This window comes from Rhodococcus sp. no. 34 (genome assembly GCF_054589475.1).
The window spans coordinates 610140-630681 of record NZ_BAAILK010000041.1 but is presented as its reverse complement, the minus strand read 5'-3'; the positions used below and the strand labels follow the sequence as shown (position 1 = coordinate 630681).

General features: G+C 62.5%; 23 protein-coding genes. 15 read left to right on the top strand and 8 right to left on the bottom strand.

Annotation, left to right across the window (positions count from 1 at the left end; all coding sequences use genetic code 11):
* Positions 1–19 precede the first annotated feature (19 nt).
* From dnaJ to ACYP01_RS20385, 7 genes are all read left to right on the top strand, one after another.
* Positions 20–1192, top strand: a complete 1173-nt coding sequence (gene dnaJ / locus ACYP01_RS20415; protein WP_260646956.1) for a molecular chaperone DnaJ — start codon at positions 20–22, stop codon at positions 1190–1192.
* The gene (locus tag ACYP01_RS20410; RefSeq protein WP_003944355.1) at positions 1189–1599 is read left to right on the top strand and encodes a heat shock protein transcriptional repressor HspR; all 411 of its coding nucleotides are present in this window, start codon (positions 1189–1191) and stop codon (positions 1597–1599) included. Before dnaJ ends, ACYP01_RS20410 begins: the two co-directional genes overlap by 4 nt.
* A gap of 334 nt (positions 1600–1933) precedes the next feature.
* Positions 1934–3148: an ABC transporter substrate-binding protein gene (locus tag ACYP01_RS20405; protein WP_459682025.1), complete on the top strand. Its 1215-nt coding sequence runs from the start codon at positions 1934–1936 to the stop codon at positions 3146–3148.
* On the top strand, positions 3145–4002 hold the full coding sequence (locus ACYP01_RS20400; RefSeq protein ID WP_007726703.1) for a branched-chain amino acid ABC transporter permease: 858 nt from the start codon (positions 3145–3147) through the stop codon (positions 4000–4002). The genes ACYP01_RS20405 and ACYP01_RS20400 overlap by 4 nt, the downstream gene beginning before the upstream one ends.
* Before the next feature lies 1 nt (position 4003).
* Positions 4004–5854: a branched-chain amino acid ABC transporter ATP-binding protein/permease gene (locus ACYP01_RS20395; RefSeq protein WP_459682233.1), complete on the top strand. Its 1851-nt coding sequence runs from the start codon at positions 4004–4006 to the stop codon at positions 5852–5854.
* A complete protein-coding gene (locus ACYP01_RS20390) occupies positions 5854–6573 on the top strand; it encodes an ABC transporter ATP-binding protein (protein WP_003944438.1) in 720 nt (239 codons plus the stop codon). Before ACYP01_RS20395 ends, ACYP01_RS20390 begins: the two co-directional genes overlap by 1 nt.
* Positions 6574–6705: 132 nt before the next feature.
* Entirely contained in the window at positions 6706–7881 is a 1176-nt protein-coding gene (locus tag ACYP01_RS20385) for an NADH:flavin oxidoreductase (RefSeq protein ID WP_387389593.1), read from the top strand.
* Between the two features lie 91 nt (positions 7882–7972).
* On the opposite strand, the gene ACYP01_RS20380 is transcribed toward ACYP01_RS20385, so the two are convergent.
* A complete protein-coding gene (locus ACYP01_RS20380) occupies positions 7973–8434 on the bottom strand; it encodes a hypothetical protein (RefSeq protein ID WP_007726708.1) in 462 nt (153 codons plus the stop codon).
* Positions 8435–8610: 176 nt separating this feature from the next.
* On the opposite strand from ACYP01_RS20380, the gene ACYP01_RS20375 reads away from it, so the two are divergent.
* On the top strand, positions 8611–9270 hold the full coding sequence (locus tag ACYP01_RS20375) for a response regulator (protein WP_058038556.1): 660 nt from the start codon (positions 8611–8613) through the stop codon (positions 9268–9270).
* A gap of 7 nt (positions 9271–9277) precedes the next feature.
* Here the strand turns inward: ACYP01_RS20375 and ACYP01_RS20370 are convergent, their stop codons facing one another.
* Complete coding sequence (locus ACYP01_RS20370) at positions 9278–9718, bottom strand: hypothetical protein (protein ID WP_459682020.1); 441 nt, start codon at positions 9716–9718, stop codon at positions 9278–9280.
* 217 nt (positions 9719–9935) lie between these two features.
* Between ACYP01_RS20370 and ACYP01_RS20365 the strand changes: the two genes are divergently transcribed.
* The 5 genes from ACYP01_RS20365 to ACYP01_RS20345 all read left to right on the top strand — a co-directional run bounded on the left by ACYP01_RS20365 (position 9936) and on the right by ACYP01_RS20345 (position 13857).
* Positions 9936–11561: a flavin-containing monooxygenase gene (locus ACYP01_RS20365; protein ID WP_459682018.1), complete on the top strand. Its 1626-nt coding sequence runs from the start codon at positions 9936–9938 to the stop codon at positions 11559–11561.
* The gene (locus ACYP01_RS20360) at positions 11558–12355 is read left to right on the top strand and encodes a mycofactocin-coupled SDR family oxidoreductase (RefSeq protein WP_459682016.1); all 798 of its coding nucleotides are present in this window, start codon (positions 11558–11560) and stop codon (positions 12353–12355) included. Before ACYP01_RS20365 ends, ACYP01_RS20360 begins: the two co-directional genes overlap by 4 nt.
* 4 nt (positions 12356–12359) lie before the next feature.
* Positions 12360–13190, top strand: coding sequence for a mycofactocin-coupled SDR family oxidoreductase (locus ACYP01_RS20355; protein ID WP_459682014.1), 831 nt, complete (start codon positions 12360–12362; stop codon positions 13188–13190).
* Positions 13191–13273: 83 nt separating this feature from the next.
* The gene (locus ACYP01_RS20350) at positions 13274–13576 is read left to right on the top strand and encodes a hypothetical protein (RefSeq protein WP_003944394.1); all 303 of its coding nucleotides are present in this window, start codon (positions 13274–13276) and stop codon (positions 13574–13576) included.
* Positions 13573–13857, top strand: a complete 285-nt coding sequence (locus tag ACYP01_RS20345; protein ID WP_459682011.1) for a hypothetical protein — start codon at positions 13573–13575, stop codon at positions 13855–13857. Before ACYP01_RS20350 ends, ACYP01_RS20345 begins: the two co-directional genes overlap by 4 nt.
* On the opposite strand, the gene ACYP01_RS20340 is transcribed toward ACYP01_RS20345, so the two are convergent.
* The gene (locus ACYP01_RS20340) at positions 13837–15093 is read right to left on the bottom strand and encodes a COG4705 family protein (protein WP_459682009.1); all 1257 of its coding nucleotides are present in this window, start codon (positions 15091–15093) and stop codon (positions 13837–13839) included. The genes ACYP01_RS20345 and ACYP01_RS20340 overlap by 21 nt on opposite strands.
* A 439-nt stretch (positions 15094–15532) precedes the next feature.
* Between ACYP01_RS20340 and ACYP01_RS20335 the strand changes: the two genes are divergently transcribed.
* Both ACYP01_RS20335 and ACYP01_RS20330 read left to right on the top strand, forming a co-directional pair.
* Entirely contained in the window at positions 15533–16258 is a 726-nt protein-coding gene (locus tag ACYP01_RS20335; protein WP_459682007.1) for an anti-sigma factor, read from the top strand.
* Positions 16246–16731, top strand: coding sequence for a GtrA family protein (locus ACYP01_RS20330; RefSeq protein ID WP_459682005.1), 486 nt, complete (start codon positions 16246–16248; stop codon positions 16729–16731). Before ACYP01_RS20335 ends, ACYP01_RS20330 begins: the two co-directional genes overlap by 13 nt.
* Positions 16732–16734: 3 nt before the next feature.
* Here ACYP01_RS20330 and ACYP01_RS20325 read toward each other — a convergent pair whose 3' ends face one another.
* The 5 genes from ACYP01_RS20325 to ACYP01_RS20305 are packed head-to-tail and all read right to left on the bottom strand — an operon-like array spanning position 16735 to position 20498.
* A complete protein-coding gene (locus ACYP01_RS20325; RefSeq protein ID WP_459682003.1) occupies positions 16735–17247 on the bottom strand; it encodes an SRPBCC family protein in 513 nt (170 codons plus the stop codon).
* Between the two features lie 24 nt (positions 17248–17271).
* On the bottom strand, positions 17272–17970 hold the full coding sequence (locus ACYP01_RS20320; RefSeq protein WP_459682000.1) for a TIGR04282 family arsenosugar biosynthesis glycosyltransferase: 699 nt from the start codon (positions 17968–17970) through the stop codon (positions 17272–17274).
* A complete protein-coding gene (locus tag ACYP01_RS20315; protein ID WP_397525072.1) occupies positions 17967–18638 on the bottom strand; it encodes a glycosyltransferase family 2 protein in 672 nt (223 codons plus the stop codon). The genes ACYP01_RS20320 and ACYP01_RS20315 overlap by 4 nt, the downstream gene beginning before the upstream one ends.
* Complete coding sequence (locus ACYP01_RS20310; RefSeq protein ID WP_459681997.1) at positions 18631–19689, bottom strand: NAD-dependent epimerase/dehydratase family protein; 1059 nt, start codon at positions 19687–19689, stop codon at positions 18631–18633. Before ACYP01_RS20310 ends, ACYP01_RS20315 begins: the two co-directional genes overlap by 8 nt.
* The gene (locus tag ACYP01_RS20305) at positions 19686–20498 is read right to left on the bottom strand and encodes an S-methyl-5'-thioadenosine phosphorylase (RefSeq protein ID WP_459681995.1); all 813 of its coding nucleotides are present in this window, start codon (positions 20496–20498) and stop codon (positions 19686–19688) included. The genes ACYP01_RS20310 and ACYP01_RS20305 overlap by 4 nt, the downstream gene beginning before the upstream one ends.
* Positions 20499–20542: the final 44 nt, after the last annotated feature.

The following is a 20542-nucleotide window of genomic DNA, read 5'->3' as shown; positions in this document are numbered from 1 at the left end:
TGAGAGGAGGAGACGCCCAGTGAGTCAACGGGAGTGGATCGAGAAGGACTTCTACAAGGAGCTGGGCGTCTCGTCCACCGCGACGGCCGACGAAATCAAGAAGGCGTATCGCAAGCTGGCTCGGGATCTTCATCCCGACGCCAACCCTGACGATGCGAAGGCCGAAGAGCGTTTCAAGTCCGTCAGTGAAGCTCATGCCGTTCTGTCTGATCCGGACAAGCGCAAGGAGTACGACGAGGCTCGGCGCCTCTTTGCCAGCGGCGGCTTCGGCCCCCGCGCTCAGGGCGGTGGCGGATTCAACCCCGGCGCTGGTGGTTTCGACATCAACGACCTGTTCGGCGGCGGGGCCGGTGGGCAGGACTCGGGTCTCGGAGACATCTTCGGCGGATTGTTCAACCGCGGGGGAGCGGGCCAGCGAACAGCTGCGCCCAACCGCCCGCGTCGAGGCAAGGATCTCGAGACCGAGACGACGCTCGCCTTCCGTGAAGCAGCGCTCGGTGTCACTGTCCCTCTTCGTCTGACCAGCCCTACGTCGTGCACCACGTGTCACGGCAGCGGCGCAAAGCCGGGCACCAGCCCGCGAGTGTGCCCGCATTGCAACGGAACCGGCGTGGTCAGCCGCAACCAGGGCGCCTTCGGATTCAGTGAGCCGTGTGACGACTGCCGGGGAACCGGCTCGATCATCGACTCGCCGTGTGAAGACTGCCACGGTAGCGGCGTCACCAATCGCACACGGACCATCACGGTTCGCGTGCCTGCCGGTGTGAGCGACGGTCAGAAGATCAGACTCAAGGGCAAGGGCGAAGCGGGACTCCGCGGCGCTCCGGCCGGCGACCTGTTCGTCAACATTCGCGTCAAGCCGGACAGTGTCTTCGGACGCAACGGCGACGACCTGACACTGACGGTTCCGGTGAGCTACGGCGAGCTGGTGCTGGGCACGACACTGTCCGTGCCGACCTTGGACGGCCGTGTCGGAGTGAAGGTTCCGGCTGGAACGGTGGACGGACGCATTCTGCGAGTTCGCGGACGCGGCATCCCCAAGCGTCCCGACGGGGCAGGCGACCTCCTGGTGACCGTCAAGGTATCCGTCCCGCAGAAGTTGGATGACCCGGCGATCGAAGCGCTGAAAACCTATCTCGAAGCCGAGAAGGCGAGCGGGTTCGATCCACGGGCCGGGTGGGCCGGTGCATGATGACCGAACGACCGCAGAATCAATGGGATGCGACGGTCGATCCTGACGCCCAGATCTTCGTGATCTCGGTGGCAGCCGAGTTGGCCGGAATGCATGCGCAGACCTTGCGTAACTACGATCGACTCGGTTTGGTCACCCCTCACCGAACCACCGGCGGCGGACGACGCTACTCCCCGCGTGATGTTGCGCTTCTGCGTGAAGTGCAACGGCTTTCACAGGACGAGGGAGTCAACCTTGCCGGAATCAAACGGATCATCGAACTGACCAACCAGGTCGAGGCTCTGCAGCATCGCGTCCGCGAACTGGCCGAGGAAATCGCGAAAGTCCATGCGGGCTATCGCCGGGACCTCGTGCCGATTCCACGCAACAACGCGTTGGTGGTTTGGAAGCCACGAAACCAGAGATAGTTCAGACCTTCACGCAAACGGCTCCACGCCCTGCTCGGATTCACCTCATCGAATCCCGCAGGGCGTGGGGCCGTTTTGGCGTTTCCACCCAGCGGGAATCGGACTGTCGAGGCCGCCGGAGTATGCATAGCGTCCGCTTCCATGATTCCTCTTGAGTGCGTTTGACGTTATCCAGATCACATTCTATGCTCCAACCCAAGCAACTGCTTGCTAGATCATCAAGCGGATGCTTGGTTGGCTGGTGTTCGAAATCAGGCGTTCCCACCGGCCGATCCTTCTTTCGTCAGGTATTCGCCTGACGTTCGGTGCATACATGTGTTCTAGGAGTGCAGACATGAATCGTCGGCCCATTCTTGTTGCGGCAGTTGCCGTGACGGCTCTGGCTCTCGCGGGGTGTAGTGGTTCTTCGGAGTCCGAAGGTGGCGCGGACTCGCCCTACCGTGTGCTGCTGACCGGCGGGATCAGTGCGCAGGGAGTTCTCGCGGCTAACTCGCAGACCTCGCTGCTCGCCACCAAGGCCGGCGTTCAGGTCCAGAACGAAGCCGGGGGGATCGGAGGCCGTCAGATCGAGCTCACTACGGTGGACGACGCGGGTGATGCAACCATCGCCGTCACCAAGCTGCGCGAAGCCATCAATTCGGGTAACAAGCCTGACCTCTACCTGAACTCGGGTCCTTCGTCGATCGCGGCTGCGGTTCTGCCGATCCTCAAGCAGAACAACATTCTCTCGATGAGCATGGCTCCCTCGCCCGATTCGACGGACCCCTCGAAGTTCCCGCTCAACTTCGATCTGGCTCCAGGTGCGACCGATACCGCTCGCGGAATTTCCGAGTACGCGAAGTCCAAGGGGTACAGCAGCGTCGGAGTCCTGCACGGCAGCACCGCTTACGGTGAGCTGTTCGGCGAAGAAATGACCAGTGCTTTGCAATCCGCAGGTCTGAAGGCCGCCGGTAACGAGGAGTACGACGCCGCCGCCTTGGACATGACGGCGCAGTTGCAGTCGCTCAAGAATTCGGGTGCCGCGGCAATCGCCTTGGATGCGTACGGCGCTCCTCTCGGATACGTGTTGCAAAGCCTCGAGCGACTCGGCTGGGACGTGCCGCTGGTCGGAAACACCTCGGTGTCTGCCACCAACCTGATCGCGAATGATCCGCCGGCCGGTGTGCTCGGCACCCCGCAGGTGAAGAACCTGGTGACGCAGGTGTTCACCAGCACGGTGTTCGATCCGAACAACGCGCTCGTCAACACGATGGTGGACACGATGGCGTCGCTGGGCTCCATCCCGTCGACGCTGATCCTCGCGGACAACTACGACGCATTCCCCCTCGTCGCGGCGGCAGCGGAGAAGGTCGGCAGTTCGACCGATCCGAAGAAGCTCGCCGAAGCACTGGAAACCGCAGAGGTTCAGGAGAATGCCAAGACCGCATTCCTCTCGCGCTACAACTTCAGCTCTGACAACCACGGCCCGAACCCTGATACCAGTGAGCTGAAGTTCATCAGCCCGACGAAGATCCTCAACGGTCAGTTCGGAAACCCGGCTGCGTCATGACCATTCTGTGGTCCGGATTGGCGCTCGGCGCGGTCTACGTGCTGGTTGCCATCGGGTACAACATCGTTTTCGTTTCCTCCAACACATTCAACTTCGCTCAAGCTCAGCTGATGATGGTGGGCACCTTTGTCGCCTACACGGGTCTGGTGACCCTGAAACTCCCCGTTCTCGTGGTGGCCGTCATGGCTACCGTGACCGTGATGCTCCTCGCCTCGGTCGAGGAGATCGTCGCGATCAGACCGGTGGCCGATCACCAGAACCAGTTGGTCACGACGTTGGGTGTCGCAACTCTGCTCAACGGCGCCACTCAATTGATCTGGGGTAGTGAACCTCTCACGGTTCCGTTCTTCGGATCGAACGAACCGATCACCCTGCTCGGCGGCCGTACCTACCCGGTCGAGATCGCTCTGCTGGTTGCGGCGATCGCACTGGTCGTCGGGTTGAGTTACGTCTCGAAGAAAACGATGACGGGTCTGGCTCTGATCGGCATCTCCGAGGATCGTGAAGCGGCGATGCTGCGAGGAGTCAACGTACGACGGTTGGCACTGGGAGCGTTTGCCTTCTCGGGTGCCTTGGCCGGTGTCCTCGGACTCTTCGTCGGCCCCAAGACGTTTGCAGTTGCGACGTTGGGTGCAGCGTTGGCCCTCAAGGGATTCGTGGCGTTGGCGATCGGCGGGTTCGGCTCTCTGCCTGGCGCTTTGATCGGCGGTCTGACCGTCGGCCTGGTGGAATCGTTCACCGCCCTATGGGCGGGAAGTCAGTACAGCAATATCGCCGTCTTCACGGTGCTGATCGTCATCTTGATGGTCAAACCGGCTGGACTGTTCGGCAATGTCCGAGAACGGGTGGTGTGAGATGGTAAGTGCGTGGCGGACTTTCCGTTCCCTACCGAGCTGGATCATCCCACTCGTCCTGGCCGTGGTGATCCTGCTGCTGCCCGTGATGGGACTCGACCTGTCGACATCACGTCAGATTCAATTGGCCTGCATCCTGGCACTTGTGGTCAGTGGCCTGAACTTGAGCCTCGGCTTTGCCGGTGAACTGGCACTCGGCCAGGCAGCGATGTACGCGGCCGGTGCCTACACCGCGGGTCTGATGTCCCAGGCAGGTCACACCGACATTCTGCTTCAGCTTGCTGCCTCCGGAGCAGTGGCACTGGCGGTCGGAATCCTGACCGGTGTTCCCGGTCTGCGCCTGGGCAACTGGTCCCTGGCGATGACGTCGTTCTTCCTGGTTCTGCTGGTACCGGACGTACTGGCGATCTTCGGTGGCAAGACCGGCGGCCGAAACGGCCTCACCGGTATGGAGCCGCCGACGTTCTTCGGTTCCGAACTCGACACCCAGCAGTACTACATGGTGGTCGTCGTCGTGACCGTGCTCTGGTTCGCGGTGATGCGTAACCTGGTGGTCTCGCGGCACGGCATCGCGTTCCGCACGCTCAAGCAGTCGCCGGTTCTGGCGTCGTCGCAGGGTGTATCGGTGTTCCGGATGAAGCTGCTCGGTTATGCCATCGGTGCGTTCCCCGCCGGTCTGGCGGGTGCGCTGTTCGCCAACACCGACCTGTTCATCTCGCCGGAAGCCTTCGGGTTCACCTTTGCCACAGCAGTTCTGGCGGCGTCGATCCTCGGCGGTGCGGCAAGTGTGTACGGCGCCGTGGTCGGTGCCGCGATCATGCAGCTCGGTCCCAACCAGTCGACGGCGTTCCAGGAGTATTCGCTGATCTTCTACGGCGGCTTCCTGATCGTCGGCGGTGTGCTTCTCTCCGGGGGTTTGACCAAGGTCGGGCGAGCGATCGTCTCGAAACTCGATCGCAAGGCCGGCCTGGGCGTAGTCACTGCAAAGGAAAACAGCGGTGGGACACCGGAACTGGCGCCGATCAACGGAGCACGGTTGGCGGTCGACGGAGTGTCCAAAGCGTTCGGTGGCAACCAGGCGCTCAATGCGGCAACCCTGACCGCAGAGGCCGGTAAGGTCACCGCGTTGATCGGGCCCAACGGTTCGGGTAAGACGACCATGCTCAACATGATCTGCGGCTTCTACACCGCAGATGCGGGCGTGATCACGATCGGTGACACGGTGGTCTCGCAGTCGTCGCCGCACAAGGTGGCGCGCGTGGGTGTGGCGCGCACGTTCCAAACTCCGACGATTCCGGAAAACATCACGGTTCTGGAAGCTGTTGCATCCGGACGTTATTCGGTGCACCGAGCGTCGATGGCGTCGGCTGTGCTTCGCCTGCCCAGCTTCCGCAGGATCGCGAAGGCCGACATCGTCGAGGCCGAGCGTGTCCTCGAACTCGTGGGGATGTCGCACTTGCGCAACGAGATCGCGACGTCGCTGCCCCTGGGGATGCGTCGCATGCTCGAGGTTGCTCGCGCCGTCATCGCCGAACCGAGGGTCGTCCTCTTCGACGAGGTGGCATCCGGACTCGACGAGGACGAACTCGAACGCCTGGCAGATCTGATCCGGGTACTGCGAGATGCCGGGGCGACAGTGGTGTTGGTGGAGCACAACTTCCGCCTCGTCCTCTCGCTGGCCGACGAGATAGTCGTGCTGGCGCAAGGGCAGGTGATCGCGACCGGCGATGCGGCAACCATCGAACATCACCCACGCGTCTTGAGCGAGTACCTCGGAGTCAAGTCCGGTGACGAAGAAGCACTTCTCGAAGAAATCGGCGCGGTAGACCATCAGACCAGTGAGGTGAAGTGATGGAACCGATTCTGAAGGTCCGAAACTTGCAGACCGGGTACGGCGATCTGCGCGTCGTCTGGGATGTCTCGTTCGACGTCTATCCCGGTCAGGTGACCGCCCTGCTCGGACGCAACGGCGCAGGCAAGACGAGCACGCTCCGTGCCCTGTCCGGCCTCAACAAGGTGGCCTCCGGAACCGTCGAGATGGACGGCGCCGACATCACCGGAGTCCCCGCGCACAAACGGGTACGACAGGGGATGGCGTACGTGCAGGAGGGCAAGCGGGTCTTCCACAAGCAGACCGTCGAGCAGAACCTCCTGCTGGGCGGGTACACCCGCAAGGCAAAGCGCGGCGAGCTTATGGAATCCGTCGAATCGATGTACGAGATGTTCCCGATCCTGGGGGAGAAGCGTTCGCTTCCCGCCGGTTCCATGTCGGGCGGTCAGCAGCAGATGCTCGCGATCGGCGCAGCGCTGATGGCGCAGCCGAGGTTGCTCCTTCTCGACGAACCTTCGGGCGGTCTCGCTCCCGTGATCGTCGGTGAGGTGATGGACCGCGTCCAACAACTCAAGGAAACCGGCCTGGCTGTTCTGCTGGTCGAGCAGGCAGTCGAGGCCGCGATGAGCGTCGCCGATCATGTGACGGTCCTGGACATCGGCAAGGTGGTTCTCGACGCCGATGCCAAGGACATCGACGACCTGGCAGTGCTCAAGGATGCGTATTTCGGACGCGTCTGAACGGCAATGACGGCTTCAGCCCGGCCACCTCGGCCGGGCTGAAGCCGTTTCCCGCTCCGTGGCACGGGCCCTAGCCGGCTCGGGGCCATCGATCTACCGTCCTGCAAACAACTCCCGCGAGAGGCAAACTCGATGACCACTGCTCCCGACGTGCTCGCCCCGGCGAAGCTCGGCCCGGTGACCCTTCGAAATCGAATCATCAAGTCCGCGACATTCGAAGGCAAAACTCCCGACGCCCTGGTCACCGACGAGCTGATCGAGTTCCATCGTCGCCCAGCCGCCGGCGGAGTCGGGATGTCCACCGTCGCGTATTGCGCCGTCGCACCGGAAGGGCGCACCGAATACGGCCAGCTCTGGATGCGGCCCGATGCCCTCCCCGGGCTTCGGCGGCTCACCGATGCCATTCACGCCGAAGGTGCTGCTGCGTCGGCGCAGCTCGGCCATGCCGGTCCCGTGGCGAATCAGAAGTCGACCGGACTGCCCGCGCTGGCACCGTCGAGTTCGTTCAATCCGTTGAGCATGAGGATGATTCGCACTGCCACGACAGCGGACATCACCAGAATTGCGGCGGCGCACGGGAGCGCTGCGCGACTTGCCGTCGAGGCAGGATTCGACGCCGTCGAGATCCACTTCGGTCACAACTATTTCGCGAGCTCGTTCCTGAGCCCGAAACTCAACCGTCGTAAGGACTCCTACGGCGGATCGCTGGAGAACCGGGCTCGCGTCGTACTCGAAACTGCACGCAGTGTGCGCGATGCCGTCGGTGACAAGATCGCGATCTTGGCCAAGCTGAACATGGACGACGGTGTGCCAGGCGGATTCTGGGTGGACGAAGCAATCCAGGTGGCGCAGTGGCTCGAAGCATCCGGAAGCGTCGACGCGCTCGAGTTGACGATGGGCAGTTCACTGCTCAACCCGATGTACCTGTTCAAGGGCGATGCGCCGATCCGCGAGTTCGCCGCCGCGATGCCGCAACCTGTTCGACTCGGTGTGCAGTTGGTGGGGAAGAGCATGTTGCATACCTATCCGTACAAGCCGTTGTTCATGCTGGAAGAGGCTCGGCAGATTCGTGCTGCGGTGAAGTTGCCGCTCGTGCTGCTCGGGGGTGTCACGGACAAAGCGGGCATGGATACCGCAATGGCGGAAGGGTTCGAGTTCGTCGCCATGGCACGGGCGCTGCTCAGAGAACCGGATCTGATCAATCGGATCGCGGCCGAATCCGATACCCATTCACTGTGCATCCACTGCAACAAGTGCATGCCCACGATCTTCAGTGGCGCCCGCTGCGTGTTGGTCGAACGCGTCTGAGCTGGTCAGCGCACACCACGTCCCGACATCCATGCGGATACCGGGTCGTGGGCCGTAGCGGATCAAGTTCGTGGTTGCATCAACGCTTGGTTCAGTTCTGCGTGAAGACGTCGTAGGAGGCGTTCATCGTGGGGTAGCCGGTGGCCATGTAGTCGGTGAGGATGACGTGCGTCGGGTCGCCGATGATGCGAGTCCCGTCGAGGGTGGGGTTGCCGACGTAGTTGTTGGCAGCCATGACCGTCTGGACGCCGTCGGCGACGTTGTAGGTGACGTCGACACCGATACCGCGGGGATCGCTGCTGTAGGCGGTGACGATCTCGGTGGTGTGCGGGGCCAGGTAGGAGCGGGGGCCGTTGATCCACTGTCCGTAGGGGTTGGACGCGCTGTCCAGCAGCATCGGGTTGTCGGTGTTGTTGGTGATGGTCATGGCAACCGTCGGGCCGTCGGTGGGCATGGTGCCGGCGTTGGCGATCGCTGCGGTTCCCAGTGCGGTTCCGCCGACAGCGAGGGCGATTGCGGTGACTGCTACGAAGCGAGTGGTGTTGGTACGCATGATGTCTGCTCCTGGGATGGTGTGTGGTTGCCGTTCTCGGCGATGAATCAATCTTGTCGCGAAGGAGTGCTGCTGTATGTCCGCCGACGGGGCCGTGGCGGGGTTGAATCTCTTGTCCCCCGATCGGGGGAGGCGTAAGTGCTCGCATTGCTGGTACGGGCGTGAGAAAGTGAGCAATGCGCGAAGGCACGAAGCCGCTGGCCGGCAAGGTTTCCGTGGTGGTCGGCGACGACCACCCACTGTTCCGTGAGGGCGTGGTTCGGGCTCTGACCGGCAGTGACGGCATCGACGTCCTGGGCGAGGCCGACGACGGCGCAGCAGCGCTCGCAATGATCCGCGAACTACGCCCGCAGGTCGCGCTGCTCGACTTCCGGATGCCGCACCTGGATGGAACTCAGGTCGCCGCCGCAGTGGTTCGAGACGAGCTTCCGACGCGGGTGCTACTGCTCAGTGCTCACGACGAATCGTCTGTCGTGTACCAGGCTTTGCAAGCCGGTGCTGCCGGATTCCTGCCGAAGGAATCCACTCGCGCCGAGATCGTGAGCGCCGTGCTCGACTGTGCTGCAGGACGAGATGTGTTGCCGCCCAGTATCGCCGCCGGATTGGTAGGAGAGGTTCGGCGTCGTAGTGAACCGTCCGGTCCGACGCTCAGCGCCCGCGAACGTGAGGTTCTCGGATTGATCGCGCAGGGCGCCAGCATCCCGGCCATCGCCTCACAACTCTTTCTTGCGCCCTCCACCGTCAAAACCCACGTGCAGCGCCTCTACGAGAAACTCGGAGTCAACGATCGAGGCGCCGCCGTCGCCGCTGCGATGCGGCAGGGATTGTTGGAGTGAGCAAGCGTCACCGGAGCACGTACGTGACGTTCATGGCCGGGTAGCCCGAGGTCATCGTCACCGTGACGTCGTGGCTGTCGGGGGCGTACGTACCGCCGGCATCCGCCCTGGTCTTCGAGTTGGTGGCGCTGAAGACAAAAACTCCACCGTCGTCGGAGCGGTACGTGAGCACGACGGGGAAATCGTTCTGGTTCTTGCTCGTGGCCACAACGTTCACGTTCATGTTCGGGAGGATGTAGTCGGCCGGCGGGACGATCCAGTCGCCGTTCGGGTTGGACGCGTCGACCAGATACAGGGCCCCGCGACCCGAATTGCTGATCATCGCCGTCGTGACGGATGTGTCGGTCATCGACTTCACCGTGTTCGCACCGGCGGCGCGGGCAACCAGAGCTGCCATGCTGAGGCCGGAGAAGGAAAATGCTTCGGGTCGAATTGTGTTGGTGCTCATCATGTTCTCCTCGATTTGTCGGTCTCGGTGACCGTGTGTTTCTGTGATGAGACAACTATGGCCCCGAAATCCCTTCGGGTCTGTCCACCTACGGGTCCGAGTGCTGGACGACATCGCTGTCCCCCGATCGGTGGACACCAACGCTCTCCACTGCCGTAGCCCACCCAGCGGGAGAACCCGTTCCTCTACCAACCAACCCACTCGTAGCGTGGCCACCATGACCGATCCTGACTTCTCCACCGCACCACTCGACGTCGTAGTCATCGGCGCCGGCGTCGCCGGCATGTACGCCATGCACCGACTTCGCGAGCAGGGGCTGCGTGTCCACGGCTTCGAGGCGGGCTCCGGAGTGGGCGGCACGTGGTACTTCAACCGCTACCCGGGCGCACGCTGCGATGTCGAGAGTTTCGACTACTCCTACTCGTTCTCCGAAGAGTTGCAACAGGATTGGGACTGGAGCGAGAAGTATGCCGCGCAACCGGAGATCCTGTCCTACCTCGATCACGTTGCCGATCGCTTCGACCTACGCAGTGGGTTTACTTTCGATACCCGTGTCCTGAGCGCACAGTTCGACGAGGACTCGTCGACGTGGCGAGTCCACACCGACGGTGGTCATGACGTCACCTCGCGGTTCGTGGTGTGCGCCACTGGCAGCCTCTCGACCGCGAACGTTCCGAACATTGCAGGTCGCGAGACTTTCGGCGGTGAGGTCTTCCACACCGGCTTCTGGCCGCACGACGGCGTCGATTTCACCGGCAAGCGAGTGGGAGTGATCGGTACCGGATCGTCGGGCATCCAGTCCGTTCCGTTGATCGCCGAGCAGGCCGATCACCTCTTCGTGTTCCAGCGGTCCGCGAATTACAGTGTGCCGGCGGGAAACACGCCTCTCGATGACAAGCGACGCGCAGAGATCAAGGCCGACTACGCCGAGCGTCGAGCGCTGTCCAAGCGCAGTGGCGGTGGATCTCCGTTCGTTTCGGATCCTCGCAGCGCGCTCGAGGTGTCCGAGGCCGAGAGGAACGCGGCCTACGAGGAGCGGTGGAAGCTCGGCGGTGTTCTGTTCGCCAAGACCTTCGCAGACCAGACCAGCAACATCGCCGCCAACGCGACGGCGGCCGCATTTGCCGAGGCCAAGATCAGATCGGTGGTCGAAGATCAGGCCATCGCCGACCTACTGATCCCGAACGACCACCCCATCGGGACCAAGCGGATCGTCACGGACACCGACTACTACCAGAGCTACAACCGTGACAACGTGAGCCTGGTCGATCTCAAGAGCGCACCGATCGAGGCAATCGACGAGGCCGGGATCAAGACGACCAACTCGCACTACGAACTCGACGCATTGGTGTTCGCCACCGGTTTCGATGCGATGACCGGGGCACTCGATCGCATCGAGATCCGCGGCCGCAACGGCGAGACCTTGCGAGAGAACTGGCATGCGGGTCCGAGAACCTATCTTGGTTTGGGAGTGCACGGCTTCCCGAATCTGTTCATCGTCACCGGGCCGGGTAGCCCGAGTGTGCTGTCCAACATGATTCTCGCTGCCGAACAGCACGTCGACTGGATCGCCGACGCGATCAACCACCTCGATTCGGCGGGCATCGACACCATCGAGCCGAGTGCCGAAGCCGTGGACAACTGGCTCGAGGAGTGCTCACGCTGGGCGTCGGCAACATTGTTCCCATCCGCCAACTCCTGGTACATGGGAGCCAACATCCCGGGAAAGCCGAGGATATTCATGCCCTTCATCGGAGGCTTCGGTGTCTACTCGGACATCTGTGCAGACGTGGCAGCAGCGGGATACCGAGGCTTCGAGCTGAACAGCGCGGTGCACGCATGAGCCGGCTGGAGGGCAAGCGGGTGCTCGTAACGGGTGCTGCCGGAGGAATGGGACGCTCACACTGTGAGCGGCTCGCCGAAGAAGGCGCGTCCGTGATCGCGTTGGATGTCGAACAGGCACAATCGGGGTTGGCGGAAACCGCTCAGGCAGTGCGTGATCGAGGCGGTATCGCGGTCACCGGTGTGGCGGATATTCGGGACTTCGACGGCCTGGCCGACGTCGTGGCCGAGTGCGTTACCGAACTCGGCGGGTTGGACGTCGTGGTCGCGAATGCAGGTGTGTACGACACGCCGGGGCCGTCGTGGACCATCGATCCTGCAGTGTGGAACCGCTCGCTGGACGTCAATCTGACCGGGGCGTGGCACACCGTCAAGGCCTGTGTTCCGCACTTCGGCGACGGTGGATCCGTCGTTCTGGTGAGCTCGACAGCGGGAATCAAAGGCATTGCCGGAGCAGGTCATTACAGCGCAGCCAAGCACGCCGTGGTGGGCCTGGCCAGAACGCTGGCCAACGAGTTGGGGGCGCAGAGTATCCGCGTCAACTCCGTGCATCCGGGTTCGGTACGTACCCCGATGATCATCAACGAGCGAGTGTTCGCGAACCTGTGCCCGGACATCGAGAATCCCACCGAAGCAGACGCTGCTGCAGTGCTCAGCGCTCGCAACTTGCTTCCCGTTCCCTGGGTGGATCCGGTGGACGTCAGCAATGCGGTCCTGTTTCTCGCATCCGCGGAGTCCCGCTACATGACCGGCTGTCAGTTGGTTGTCGACGCCGGCCTGACCCAGAAAGTGTGAATTGATGACTTCTCGATTGGAAGGCAAGATCGCGCTGATCACGGGTGCGGCACGAGGAATCGGGCGGGCTCAGGCCGTGCGTTTTGCCGAAGAGGGCGCGGACATCATCGCGGTCGACGTGTGCACCTCGGTGGAAACCACAGTCACGCCGCCCGCGACGGAGGCCGATCTCGATGAGACCGTGGCGCAGATCCGGGCGCTGGGGCGAAAGGTCGAATCTGCGGTAGTGGACGTTCGGGATCTCGAGGCACTACGCAGTGCGGTGGACTCGGCCGTCGAAACGCTCGGTGGTCTCGACATCGTCTGCGCTACAGCTGGTATCACGTCCTCTGACGGGGCCCTGACCATGTCGGAAACGATTTGGCAGACCATGCTGGACGTGAACCTGACCGGCGTGTGGCACACCACGACCGTCGCGGCTCCGCACTTGATCGAGCGGGGCGGGGGATCGATGACACTCACAAGCTCCATCGCCGGACTTCGGGGGCTGGTCGGAGTTGCGCACTACACCGCAGCCAAGCATGGAGTCGTTGGTCTGATGCGTTCGTTGGCAAAGGAACTGGCTCCGCACAACGTACGCGTCAATACGGTTCATCCCACCAACGTCGACACCCTCATGATTCAAAACCCGTTGGTGCGCGGCAAGTTCCGCCCCGATCTCGAGAACCCGACGCGCGAGGAATTTGCTGCCGCAGCGATGACGATGAACATGCTCGCCATTCCGTGGATCGAACCGGTGGACGTAGCGAACGCTGCTCTGTTCCTGTCTTCCGACGAGGCTCGCTACATCACGTCGGTCGCCCTGCCAGTGGATGCAGGAAGTTCGTCCCGCTGAAGTTTTGAACAGCTGAGGTTTTGACACGCTGAGTTCCGCCACGGTGTGTAGCGTCGGTTTCACCTAACCGAAAGGCGTACACCGTGGCGGAACGGCGCTATCTGGAAGTCCCCGTCGGGACCAACATCGTCATGGTCCTCGACCACCGCACGGTGGAGGTCTTCGACCGCACCGCCGCGAGCACGAGCGAAGTGGCTCGTTGGCATGTCGAACACATTGCGGTGAAGGCGAAACCGTCGAAGTCGGGACTGAAACTCACCATCGGGAACAGGCTCGCCGACGACTCCATCGCGGTAGCGGGTCCACGGGCATCGCTGACCGTTCCGCCGGAGAACGAGGCAGCCGTCATCGCGTTCTTCGACGAGGTCAAGGCTGCTCGGGTGTGAATCGCCAGAAGGCCTTCGGCGCGGGTGATTCGGGTTCTCTCGTCGAGCACGTCGTACGCCGCCACGAAGATCGGGCCGGACGCACTTTTGTCGGGATCTCGGGAATCGAGGCTTCCGGAAAATCGACGATCGCGGACGAGTTGGCTGCCGGTATCTCGAAGTCGGGCCATGACTTCATCATGATCCGTGGGGACGAGTTCTCGACTGCGAAAGCCCTACGAAACAACAATCCTGACACGGTGGGTTACGCGCGTGGTTGTCTACTGGAGTTCGGTCGATAGTGCGGTGAGAGTTCGGGTTTCGTTAGCCGGATCGGGTGTGCTGGCCCGGACCGCTTTGAGGACGCTGTCGATCCGGCCGTCGAGTGCGAACCAAACGGTTGCGTCGAGGGGGCGCAGGGATGTTTCGTCGTCGTCCCAAGCGGTTTCGAGATCTTTGATCCGTGCAACCGCGCCGGTGTGGTCACCGGCTTGTACCTTTGTCAGCGTGTCCTGCGTGATGGTGCGAAAGTTGGCGATGTCTGTGGACGGGAACACGGCGCTGGCCTGCCCTGGCGTGAGGGTCGCGCTCGCCGCCGCCGTGCCGGTTTCCTCTTCGCCCGCCAGGGCCTCGTGCGGCTGTGCGGAGGCCCAGACGAGCAGTGCGGCGGCAGCGACGGCGACTGCGGCGTAATAGCCGAGCATGATCCGCTCGCGACCTTGATGCGGTGTGCCGGCCGGAGGGCGTGGGAGTTCGGGCTCGGTGACGACGTCGCGGCGGGTCATCGTGAGGTAGACGACCGTCGCCACAATCGCGAGGAGGAAGATTGCGCTGGTGAGAGCCGTACCTGCACCGAGACCACGATCGGTGGACGAGGACGCAACCCAGTCGCCGAGGTTGGCGCCGAGCGGGCGAGTCAGCACGTACGCGAGCCAGAAGGAGAGCACCGCGTTCGCGCCCAGCCGCCAGCCGATCACGATCAAGACGATCAACCCGGCAGGCAGCAGGACCGAGATGCCTGGCCCCCATCCGGTGATCTCGAGTGTCCAATCGCCCGCGGCGGTGCCGAGGGCGAATGTGACCAGAACGGCGAGCCAGTAGAACAACTCGCGCGCCGGCGAGACGATGCTGTGAATCGACAAGGTTCCCTCACGGGCGAACCAGACACCGAAGACCACAGCCAGGGCCGCGGCGAAGACGCTCGTACTCACCGCGAGCGGCACACCCAGATCGTCGGTCAGGATGTCGGTGTAGAGGGTGCCGGCGACGCTGAGCACCACAACCGCCAGCCAGTAGACGAACGGTACGTAGCGGTTCAGACGCAACTGCCACACCAGGACAACGGCAAGTACTACCGTGAAAATGAGGGCGGTCGCGTTCAGACCTAGACCCAAGGTCATGTTGATCCAGTCGGCGAAACTCTCGCCGACAGTCGTGCACAGGATCTTGATGATCCAGAACCAGACCGTGATCTCGGGGACCTTACTCAGCATCGCTCGCCCGGTCGGGGCGGCTTCAGATCTCGTCGTCTCACTCACAGATCCGACCGTAGAGACACGATGCTGAAAACGCCCTGAGAGGAGCCGAGCCCTTGGTCGTGCGATCCATTCTCAGAGCCTTCACAGCTGCCGACTTCGATACTGGAAGTAGAACCACATCCGGTGTCCTCGGCGTCGGCGTACGGTGCGTCGGTCCGCGTGAACCTGGTCGGGAGGGCCCACGAATTGATCGCTTCGAGACGGTTTCTTTGCGAAAAGCCTTATGTGCTTGGCCATCCACAGCGTCGTCGGCAACGAATGCCATTCAGCAGCATTATCTGCATCCATCTCGAGTTACTAGGAGGTGCTCTGGTGGTACTTGATCGAGGACCGTGCGGGCGATGCAGCGATTCGCTCAAAACTCGTCCTGATCGGCGACACGGGGCGAGTTGGTCACTCCCCGCGCTGTCGTGTACTGCGCTGCACTCGGATTCGTGCAATGGATGAGGACGCCGAATTCCTCTTCGCCACAGACCTTCTAGCCAGTCTCTATGCGCTCGACGCAGTCTCGCACGACGAGAGACTACAGATCGAGCGGTGGCTCGATCTGGCTGATTCCGTTCGGAGAGACGATTTCTTACGTGAGGTCGCTGCGGTGAGGTCGACGATGGAATTCCTCGCAGCAACGACTGCCGTCGATCCTCCACCACGTTTGCGTCGACGGTTGCTTGCGCGGGTGTTGCGGCATCGGCATTCAAGTCGGTACAGCGGTGAATGTGCACAACCGATACGCAGGGACTTCCCGACAAAGGCGGCTGCGATGGTGGCGGTGGCGATCGTCATCCTCGGCGGAGTTGGCGGGGCGTTCGCATTCGATCTCGAGGGCGAGATTCCGAGTTCGGCACAAATTGTGGCAGCTCCGGACGCACGGTTGATGAGCACTGACGTCGTCGGCGGCGGAACCATCGCAGCGACTGTGTCGGATCTACTTCGATCAGTGACGGTGGAGGTACACGGACTCGAAGATGTGGTGCGTGGAGGGTCGGAATTTCAGTTGTGGCTGGTCTCGACAGCGGAACCCTCGACCGTTGATGCAGGCCGATTGGACGACCGACGAGTGATCACGGGGATCGAGGGCGTCGATGCTCTGATGGTGACCATAGAACCTGCCGGTGGGTCGAAACAGCCGACACAGCGGCCGGTTGCCGTCATATGGTTGGCGTGATGGTCGATAGCCGAAAGCGTGGGACAAGTTCTGTCGGGATGCACGAGACCTGGCGTACGCGAGCACGGAACCTCTTCCGTAGCCAGCTGTTTAGTTTCTACCTGGTTGGTGGCGCAAGTGCTGGCGTGTATCTGCTGCTCTTCCTGATCCTCCGTGTTTACTGCGCATCGCAACTCGCGAATGTATTGGCGCTTTTGATCTCTGCGATAGCGAATACAGCGGTGAATCGGCGATTCACATTCGGGATTCGTGGTACCGCAGGAATCATCAGGCAGTATCTGCAAGGACTGGTCGTCTTCGCTCTGGGATTGGTGGTGACCAGCGGCGCACTGTTGGTGCTGCATTCCCGAACAGCAGAACCTTCTCGGACGCTGGAGGTGTCAGTTTTGATTGCCGCGAACGTGATTGCCACGATCGTGCGGTTCCTCGGGCTACGACGAGTATTTTCGGGTGCGCATGTCCCTCGCGAGTAGTGGTCAGCGGGTGTGTGGTCCTCGTTCGATGTCGCGTTTGATGTTTTCGAGGGTTTTCTTGATGTTCGCACGTTGAAAGTCGGCGAAAGTCTTGCCTCCTGTGGCGATCTTGTCGAACATGTTTGCCGCGAAATCGGGCCATGCTCGCCGGTCGTCGATCCATGTCTCCGTGACCCGCGTCCCGCCGGCGACCGGCTCGAACCGGTATCGCCACGTTGCGATGGCTGCGGGAATTCGGGGCCTGGACATGCCGATCTTGTGTACTCGAAATTCGAACAGTCGTCCGCTTTCCGCCGCGGTCACTGTGCACTGCGTGGTCCACCGCGCGCGCCCACGTTTGTTGTGGCCGTCGAATCCCATTCCTGGGTACGCTTTGGCCCGGCGTATATGCATGGATGCTCCCAGATTTTCCGGACTCCACGTGCCCATGCGCGTCGGATCACTGATGAGGTCGTACAGGGTCGAGGGCGCTTCTTCGATCACGATGTTGTCGGATACCGTGTATTCACGTGCCATGTCGTTCACCTTTGTCGTCGAGGGTTAGGCAGAGCTTCCGTGGTTGAGCGAGTGTACGGCCCTGCGGAATTGGCTTGTCGGTGAGCAGCGGGCCGCAACAGCGCGAAGATCGGCCAGGTAATCGACATCGCGCAGCGTCGCCACAGGCAATACCCGTACTCCGATGTCTCTCAGCGCTGCTCTGGTTCGCTCGCCGGTGTCCGGCCGCGAAGTGGGGACGGTTGCAATGGCAGCGGCAACGACTGCGTTCTGTACGCCGAGCACCCACCAGCCGCCATCCTCGGCCATTCCGAGTACTGCTGTGGGAGAACTGCATTGCAGCGCTCTTCCCGCGTGCAGCAGCAGCTGCGGTGTCAATTGCGGTGTGTCCATGCCGATCTGGACTATCGGTCCGCTGACGATGGCAGCGGTATCAGAGTGCGCGTGAGCGAGACGGTGACCGAGATCGTGTCCGCGTTGCTCGATGACGATGAAGTCCTTCAGTGCATCTCGAACGTCGTCGCCTCGCACCGCGTCGGCGAGGTCGCCGGTGATCGCGACGATCCGGTTTCGTGCTGGGACTGCCGCGACGACACGCAATGTGTCGAGCAGAGCGGCGGCAGCGATTTCGGCAGCGGCGCGATCACCGACGTCTGCCGCCAGGCGCGTCTTCGCCAGCCCTGGTACCGGTGCCTTCGCCACCACCAGAACGGCGAAGTCGTCGTGGTTCGGTGTAGTAATCATCCGATCACCTTCCAGAAGTCGCGAATCGCTCGGATCGTGCCCAACGGTGATCCGGACACTTTCGAGTGGCCGGCGGTGCGGCTCCGGTAGGCGACGTTGCGCTCGGTGACGGTCCAGCCCGCCTTCGCCGCCAGGACGAGAAGCTCGAGCGGGTAGCCGGATCGGCGATCGGTCACTTCGAGATCGATCAGCGATCGTGTTCGAGTCACTCGGACAGCTCCGATGTCGTGCACGGGTAATTGATATTTCGTGCGCAGTCGCGCGGCGACGAGCGCGTTTCCCCATCGCGCGTGGAGCGGCCACCGGCACCCGCGTTGTGGGATACGTCGTCCTACGACGAGGTCGGATCCGGTCAGGTCTGCGATCATTGCAGGCAGTTCCCGTGGATCCATCGAACCGTCGCCGTCGAGTACGCACACCACGGGAGTGGTAGTGGCCATGATTCCGGTGTGGACAGCTGAGCCGTAGCCGGGCTCCGGCTGGCGCATCACACTGGCACCGTGGGCACGTGCGACCTCGGCGCTTCCGTCGGTGGAGTTGTTGTCCACCACTATCACCGTGTAGCCGTGAGGTATAAGGGCGAGCACGCCGGGAAGCGACCCGGCCTCGTCCAGGCATGGAATGACGACGGTGACGTCGGCCGGGTCGATTGCGGCAGCCTCAGACATGTGGAGGCCCCGCAATCTCGCAGTCTCGTAACGCCATCGTCGCGAAATCGCGAAGTCCGTTGGCCGGCATGATGCTCGCCCGAAAACCCAGCTCACTCTCGGCGCGCACAGGGCTGGCCACAACATGCCGGACATCTCCGGCCCTGTAGTTACCTGTGATCGCAGGGGGCGGCCCTCCGCAGGCTTCGGAGAGCACGTTAGCGACGTCACCGATGGTGATCGGCTGTCCGGAGCAGATGTTGAAGGCACCGAAGCCGGGCAGCTGTGCCTCGATGGCAGCGACATTGGCGCCCGCCACGTCACGAACCTCGACGAAGTCCCTCGTTTGCTTGCCGTCCTCGAATACTTGCGGTGTCTGACCGGACTCGAGGGACGAGCGAAACATGGCGGCGACTCCGGAGTACGGGGTGTTGCGCGGCATGAATTCTCCGTAGACATTGTGATAGCGCAAGGCGGTGACCGAGCCGCCTGTCGACAATGCCCAGGCGAGAGCGTAGTTCTCCTGGGCGAGTTTGCTTGCTGCATAGGTGCTTCGGGGCCGGAGAGGAGCGTCTTCGTCGACCGCTTCCCAGGTCAATGGTTGTCCGGTGACCGGGTCGCGATTGTCGAACATGCCCGCGTCCAGATCCTGCCGTGTGCGTGCTGGCGGAATCACCGTCACACCGGCGGCGTTGCGGTAGCGGCCGTCACCGTAAACAACCATCGAGGAACCGAGAACCAATCGCGTGCAGTCTGTTCGGTGCATCGCGGCCAGGAGGACGGCGGTTCCGAAATCGTTGTGACTGGCGTAGGCCGGGGCGTCGTCGGCATCGATGCCGGCTCCCACGACCGCAGCCTGATGACAGACCACATCAATCCCCCGGAGCACGTCAATCATGGCATCGGCGGATCGTACGTCGACGACGTTGATCCCCTGAGGTGTTCGGGGTGCGGAGCCGTGAGCGGAGGGCAGCAGCGCGTCGACGGCAACCACCTCGTGCCCCCGCGCTGCGAGGGCGGTGCGGATATGTCCTCCGATGAAGCCGGCTGCGCCGGTCAACAGCACCCTCATCGCGTCGGCAGTTCGATGGGGAGTGTGACTCCGTCGTGAACTCGGCAGCTCTCGCACGCCCCGTCGGGGGCGGCACTGATCGAGGCTCTGACCAGCTTTTTGAATGGCCCGAGGTTGCGCTCGAACTCGGCGAATACATCGATGGCACGCACCCCGTCACCGGCGTCGATGCCGGCGTCGAGATCGGTGACGAGTCCGATGGCGACGTAGCACTGCTCGAGCTCACGCGCCAGTACCGCTTCGGGGTGTCCGGTCATGTTCACCAACGTCCATCCTTGGCGGGCATACCATTGGCTTTCTGCGCGGGTGGAAAAGCGTGGGCCTTCGACGACCACCATCACGCCACCGTCGATTGTGTCGGGTTGCAGTGCTGCGCTACGCAGTTGAGGGCAGTAAGGGTCGGCGAATTGGACGTGCACGCCACCGTTGTCGAAGAACGTCTGTGCGCGGCCGCTGGTCCGATCCACGAGTTGGTCGGGCACCACCACTGCGCCGGGCCCGAGGTCTGCGGTCAAGCTGCCGACGGCGCACGGCGCGAAAATCTTTCTGACTCCGAGCATTCGCAGCGCCCACATGTTCGCGCGGTACGGAACGGTGTGCGGAGAGAATTCGTGGTTGCGTCCGTGTCGCGGTAGGAAGGCGACTCTGCGTCCTTCGACGTCTCCGACCGTGATTGGGGCGCTAGGGGTTCCGTACGGCGTGGCTGGTTTGACGTCGATCGAGTCTGTGTCGAAGAAGGAATAGAAGCCGCTGCCTCCGATCACTGCGATGTCTGCAAAGGGGAGGTCGTGATCGCTGATCTTCGTCATCGTGTGTCCTTAAGTGTGTTGTTGTCCAGGGTCTCGCGGGGTTA

What these genes read in the sequence shown, in the direction of transcription:
- ACYP01_RS20375 (WP_058038556.1), top strand. Translation starts at nt 8,611, where the DNA reads ATGCGCGAAGGCACGAAGCCGCTGGCCGGCAAGGTTTCCGTGGTGGTC.
- ACYP01_RS20330 (WP_459682005.1), top strand. Translation starts at nt 16,246, where the DNA reads ATGGTTGGCGTGATGGTCGATAGCCGAAAGCGTGGGACAAGTTCTGTC.
- ACYP01_RS20370 (WP_459682020.1), bottom strand. Translation starts at nt 9,718, where the DNA reads ATGAGCACCAACACAATTCGACCCGAAGCATTTTCCTTCTCCGGCCTC.
- ACYP01_RS20395 (WP_459682233.1), top strand. Translation starts at nt 4,004, where the DNA reads ATGGTAAGTGCGTGGCGGACTTTCCGTTCCCTACCGAGCTGGATCATC.
- ACYP01_RS20355 (WP_459682014.1), top strand. Translation starts at nt 12,360, where the DNA reads ATGACTTCTCGATTGGAAGGCAAGATCGCGCTGATCACGGGTGCGGCA.
- ACYP01_RS20320 (WP_459682000.1), bottom strand. Translation starts at nt 17,970, where the DNA reads ATGATTACTACACCGAACCACGACGACTTCGCCGTTCTGGTGGTGGCG.
- ACYP01_RS20325 (WP_459682003.1), bottom strand. Translation starts at nt 17,247, where the DNA reads ATGGCACGTGAATACACGGTATCCGACAACATCGTGATCGAAGAAGCG.
- ACYP01_RS20310 (WP_459681997.1), bottom strand. Translation starts at nt 19,689, where the DNA reads ATGAGGGTGCTGTTGACCGGCGCAGCCGGCTTCATCGGAGGACATATC.
- ACYP01_RS20400 (WP_007726703.1), top strand. Translation starts at nt 3,145, where the DNA reads ATGACCATTCTGTGGTCCGGATTGGCGCTCGGCGCGGTCTACGTGCTG.
- ACYP01_RS20410 (WP_003944355.1), top strand. Translation starts at nt 1,189, where the DNA reads ATGATGACCGAACGACCGCAGAATCAATGGGATGCGACGGTCGATCCT.
- ACYP01_RS20380 (WP_007726708.1), bottom strand. Translation starts at nt 8,434, where the DNA reads ATGCGTACCAACACCACTCGCTTCGTAGCAGTCACCGCAATCGCCCTC.
- ACYP01_RS20365 (WP_459682018.1), top strand. Translation starts at nt 9,936, where the DNA reads ATGACCGATCCTGACTTCTCCACCGCACCACTCGACGTCGTAGTCATC.
- ACYP01_RS20390 (WP_003944438.1), top strand. Translation starts at nt 5,854, where the DNA reads ATGGAACCGATTCTGAAGGTCCGAAACTTGCAGACCGGGTACGGCGAT.
- ACYP01_RS20360 (WP_459682016.1), top strand. Translation starts at nt 11,558, where the DNA reads ATGAGCCGGCTGGAGGGCAAGCGGGTGCTCGTAACGGGTGCTGCCGGA.
- ACYP01_RS20335 (WP_459682007.1), top strand. Translation starts at nt 15,533, where the DNA reads ATGGATGAGGACGCCGAATTCCTCTTCGCCACAGACCTTCTAGCCAGT.
- ACYP01_RS20315 (WP_397525072.1), bottom strand. Translation starts at nt 18,638, where the DNA reads ATGTCTGAGGCTGCCGCAATCGACCCGGCCGACGTCACCGTCGTCATT.
- ACYP01_RS20405 (WP_459682025.1), top strand. Translation starts at nt 1,934, where the DNA reads ATGAATCGTCGGCCCATTCTTGTTGCGGCAGTTGCCGTGACGGCTCTG.
- ACYP01_RS20385 (WP_387389593.1), top strand. Translation starts at nt 6,706, where the DNA reads ATGACCACTGCTCCCGACGTGCTCGCCCCGGCGAAGCTCGGCCCGGTG.
- ACYP01_RS20305 (WP_459681995.1), bottom strand. Translation starts at nt 20,498, where the DNA reads ATGACGAAGATCAGCGATCACGACCTCCCCTTTGCAGACATCGCAGTG.